Annotated in this window: 3 protein-coding genes; all 3 read right to left on the bottom strand. The window is 67.6% G+C overall.

Annotation, left to right across the window (positions count from 1 at the left end; all coding sequences use genetic code 11):
* The coding region (locus tag ACW5DW_RS16995) for a cache domain-containing protein (RefSeq protein WP_457020485.1) at positions 1–1,448 on the bottom strand (1,448 nt) is incomplete at its 3' end.
* 135 nt (positions 1,449–1,583) lie between these two features.
* On the bottom strand, positions 1,584–3,842 hold the full coding sequence (locus ACW5DW_RS17000; protein WP_457020486.1) for a methyl-accepting chemotaxis protein: 2,259 nt from the start codon (positions 3,840–3,842) through the stop codon (positions 1,584–1,586).
* A gap of 395 nt (positions 3,843–4,237) precedes the next feature.
* On the bottom strand, positions 4,238–4,742 hold a 505-nt coding region (locus ACW5DW_RS17005; RefSeq protein WP_457020487.1), incomplete at its 5' end, for a methyl-accepting chemotaxis protein.

Below are 4,742 nucleotides of genomic sequence, written 5' to 3' on the forward strand. Positions count from 1 at the left end.
TCCTCGAGCGATGCAGCCTGCTGCTCGGTGCGGCGCGACAGGTCGTCGTTGCCGGCGGCGATTTCCGAGGCCGAGGCGTTGATCGCATCGCTGCCCTGGCGGATCTGGCCGACGATCTCGGTCAGGCGTTCAACGGTGCGGTTGGCATCGGCGGCGACATCGGCGAAGCGGCCTTCCAGCTTGATGTCGATGCGCTGCGACAAGTCGCCCTCGGCCACGGCCGAGAGCAGGCTGCCGAGCTCGCCGAGGCCGGTATCGGTCGCGGCCATCAGCTGGTTCAGTCCTTCGATCAGCTCGCGGTAGGCGAACTCGAAGCGCGCGCTGTCGCCGCGCAGGGAAAAGTCGCCGGCCACCGCGCCCTCGACCAGGCGCCTGACCTCGGCGTTGGTGTCGAGCATCGATTGCTTCACCGCGTCGATCGCTTCGGTGATCTTCGCCTTCTCGCCGGGCAGGCGCTCGATGTCGAGCGACAGATCGCCGCGGGCGTAGCGCGCAACCGTGTCGACCACCTGGGCGTTCATCGCGATGTGCGAGGTCACCAGGTCGTTGAGGCCGGTGGCCATCGTGCCGTAGGCGCCCGGGAACTCCGCGGCCTGCATCACGTGGCTCATGGTGCCGGCATCGTGCGCGGCCTTCATGTCGCGCTGCGCGTCGGAAAACCGGCTGAGCACCTTCTGCATGTCCTGCAGCGAGCCGAGCATGCGCGCGGTCTCGTCCGTACCGGTGGCCTGGAGGTCGGTGTCCAGGCGGCCCTGCGCCATCGCGTGGGTGGCGGCGACGGCGCGGCCGATCGGACGCGTGATCGACCGGGCCAGAGCCCAGGACGCGCCCAGCAGCAGCGCCAGCACCACCAGCAGCTTGACCACCGCCGTGCGCGCCGAAGCCCAGAGCGCGGCCTGCACGTCGTCGATGTAGATGCCCGAGCCGATGATCCAGCCCCAGGGCGCGAACTCCTGGACGAAGGAGATCTTCGGCACCGGCGCGTCGGCGCCGGGCTTGGGCCATGCGTAGTGGATGAAGCCGCTGCCGCCCGCCTTGACGCGCTTGACGCCTTCGACGAACAGGTGCACGCCGTTGGGATCGGCGAAGCCCGACAGGTCGGTGCCGTCCATCTCCGGCTTGAACGGATGCATCACCATCTGCGGCCGCATGTCGTTGATCCAGAAATAGTCGTCGGCGCCGAAGCGCAGCGATTTGATCGCCGCGATGGCCGCGGCCTGGGCCTCGTCCTCACCCATTTCGCCGCTCAGGGCGCGGGCGTGGAAGTGGCCGGCAAGGCTCACCGCGGTTTCCACCAGGCCGCGGGTGGCGGTTTCCTTCTCCGCCAGCAGGGTGCGCCGCTCGGCGACAAGCTCCAGCGCCATCAGGACCAGCACCGCGAGCACGCCGAGCAGGGTCAACAGGGTGAGCTTGCGGGAAATCCCGATGCGGGACAGGAAGTCGGACATGGTGGTGCCGCTCTGGGTCGGATGTTGGAAGACTTATCGGCCGCAGGGCGGAAAAGTGTTGCGGCGGGCTGGCTGGTCGCCAACAGCAGGGGGCGGCCGAAGCCGCCCCCCGGGATGTCCATGCTGGCGGGGAGCTCAGAACTCCTGCCAATCTCCCCCCGCCTCGGCGGCGGCGACCGCGGCAGTGCGGCGGCTGTGCGGCGCCGGCTTCGCGCGTGCAGGCGCCGGCTTGTGCGTGGGCAGCTTGACCACGCTCGACGGCGTCTGCGCGGCGACCGGCACCCTGTCTTTCGCGCTGCGCGCCGGGCGTTCGTCCCGCACCCGGAACACCGCCACGGTCTGCACCAGCTGCCCGGCCTGCTGCTCCATGCTGCGTGCCGCGGCCGTGGCTTCCTCGACGAGCGCGGCGTTCTGCTGCGTGCCCTCGTCCATCTGCGTGATCGCCTGGTTGACCTGCTCGATGCCCGCGCTCTGCTCCTGCGAGGCGGCCGAGATGTCGGCGATGATGTCGGTGACGCGCTTCACGCTGGTCACGATCTCGCCCATGGTGCGCCCGGCCTGGTCGACCAGTTCGTTACCGTGGCGGACCTTGTCGGCCGAATCGGTGATCAGGGTCTTGATCTCCTTGGCCGCGTCGGCCGAGCGCTGCGCCAGCGAGCGCACCTCGGTCGCGACCACGGCGAAGCCGCGCCCCTGTTCGCCCGCGCGCGCGGCTTCCACCGCGGCGTTGAGCGCCAGGATATTGGTCTGGAAGGCGATGCCGTCGATCACGCCGATGATGTCGGCGATGCGGTTGGACGATTCGGAGATCGCGGACATGGTCTCGACCACGCGCCCGACCACTTCGCCGCCCTGCGAGGCGACACCGACCGCGCCGATGGCCAGTTCGTTGGCCTGGCGGGCGTTGTCGGCGTTTTGGCGCACGGTGGAGGTGAGTTCCTCCATCGACGAGGCGGTCTCCTCGAGCGAGGCGGCCTGCTGCTCGGTGCGGCGCGACAGGTCGTCGTTGCCGGCGGCAATCTCGGAGGCAGCGGAGTTGATCGCATCGCTGCCGGTGCGGATCTGGCCGACGATGTCGGCCAGGCGGTCGACGGTGCGGTTGGCGTCGTCGGCGACCCGGCTGAACTGGCCAGCGAGCGAAACGGTGATGCGCTGACCCAGATCGCCGTCGGCGACCGCGGCGAGCAGCGAGCCGATCTCATCCAGGCCGTGGTCGGCGCTGGTCATCAGGGTGTTGAGGCCCTCGACCATGTCGCGGTAGACGAACTGGTAGCGCTGGGCGTCGCCACGCTGACTGAAGTCGCCGGCTACCGCCGCATCCACCAGGCGCTTGATCTCGGCGTTGACGGCCAGCGTACCGATCTTGACCGCGTCCACCGCAGCGGTGATCTCGGCCTTCTTGCCCGGGAGGCGGTCCATGTCGCTTGACAGGTCGCCGCTGGCATAGGCCCCGACGATCTCGATCACGCGGGCGTTCATCGCGATGTGGGATCCGGCCAGGTTGTTGGTCTGTTCGGCCATCTGGCCGTAGGCACCGGGGAAGGCCGCCGCGTCGATGCGATGCTCGATATCGCCGGCATCATGCTCGACCTGCATCGTTTGCTGCGCAGAGGCAAAGCGTTGCAGTTGCTCCTGCATCTTGTTCATGCTGATCAGCAAGCGCCCGGTTTCGTCGCGCGACTGTGTGTCGATAGTGTTGTCCAACTTGCCCGAGGCGATGGCATCGGCAACATTTATCGCCAGGCCCATCCGCTTGACCAACTGACGGCGGATCATCAGGCCCATGCCCACCGCAACCAGCACCGCGATCAGGCTGCCGATCAGCACCGACCATTTGCCGCGGACGCGTGCCGCGTTCAGCGCGGCGCTGCGCTTGGCCAGCAGCGCCGTTTCTTCGTTGGCGAAGTCACCGAGCAGCGAGCGGATTCCGCCCATGGCGGCGCGGTCGCGGCCCTGCTGGAACAAGGGCACTACGTCCTGCGTGCTGGTGGCGGCTTCGCGTGCCGCGATGGCTTCCTGTTCAGCCGCCAGCAGCCGTCGATAAGCCTTGTCGAGGTCTACCAGGCGTGCCTGTTGCTTGGCGTTGTCCGCGGTCAGTTGCTTGGCGTCGGCATAGCTCCTTTCGAATCCCGCCTGACCTTCGATGAACGGCTTCAGGTTCGCCTTGTCGCCCGACAGCAGGTAACCGCGCGTACCCGTCTCGATATTCAGCGCATTTGCCTGCATCGTTTCACCGGTCGCCAGCACCTTGAACGTGTGCTCGCTGATCTCCCTTGCGGTGTTCATTTCCGACTGGCTGTGCAGGCTGATGCCGCCGATGACGAGCATGATCAGCACCACAGCGCCAAAGCCGATGGCGAGCTGGGTGGAAATAGTCAGATTCTTGGATTTCATTGGTTTCTACCGGGTTGGGGCAACTGACGATCAAACTGAGAAATTGGGGGCTGCGGCGCAGAGCGTCGAGTCATCATCCTGGGCATTGGCGGCGAACGGCACGGCAAGCAGGAGCGCGAGGCAGAGCGGGGTAGTGCGGGCACGCATGTGGGAGTCCTGTGGAGTCGGAATCGAACCCCGCCGGATCGGCAGGGGTGTGTGCCCCCGATAACGGCTGCTGCAGCGCACAATCCAGCTGCGGAAATGGACAGAACGTCCCAGTTCCGCACATGACGGGCCTGGCGCGGCCAGGCTTTCAGTGTTCGTCCGTCGCTGTTTCGCGCGCCTGTCGCCGTGGTTCACAAACGCAACGGGGCGCCGAAGCGCCCCGTCGTTCCACAGGCTGTCGTGTGCGATCAGAACTCCTGCCACTCGCCGCTGCTTTCGGCGGTGGCCGCCTTTGCCGTGGCGCGTGCCGCGGGCTTCGCGCGCGCCGCAGCCTGCCTGTGGGCAGGCAGCTTGACCACGCTCGATGGTGCCTGCGCCGCGACCGCGACCCGGTCTTTGCCGCCGCGCGCCGGGCGTCCATCCTGCACCCGGAACACCGCGACGGTCTGTACCAGCTGTCCGGCCTGCTGTTCCATGCTGCGCGCCGCCGCCGTGGCTTCCTCGACCAGGGCCGCGTTCTGCTGCGTGCCCTCGTCCATCTGCGTGATCGCCTGGTTGACCTGCTCGATGCCCGCGCTCTGTTCCTGCGAGGCGGCCGAGATGTCCGCGATGATGTCGGTCACGCGCTTGATGCTGGTCACGATCTCGCCCATGGTGCGCCCGGCCTGGTCGACCAGCTCGTTGCCATGGCGGACCTTGTCGGCCGAATCGGTGATCAGCGTCTTGATCTCCTTGGCCGCGCCTGCCGAACGC

It is taken from the genome of Luteimonas sp. A482, from assembly GCF_054072655.1.

Bases quoted from the DNA above. Each gene is read 5' to 3' on its own strand.
- ACW5DW_RS17000 (WP_457020486.1), bottom strand. From the start codon at position 3,842: ATGAAATCCAAGAATCTGACTATTTCCACCCAGCTCGCCATCGGCTTT.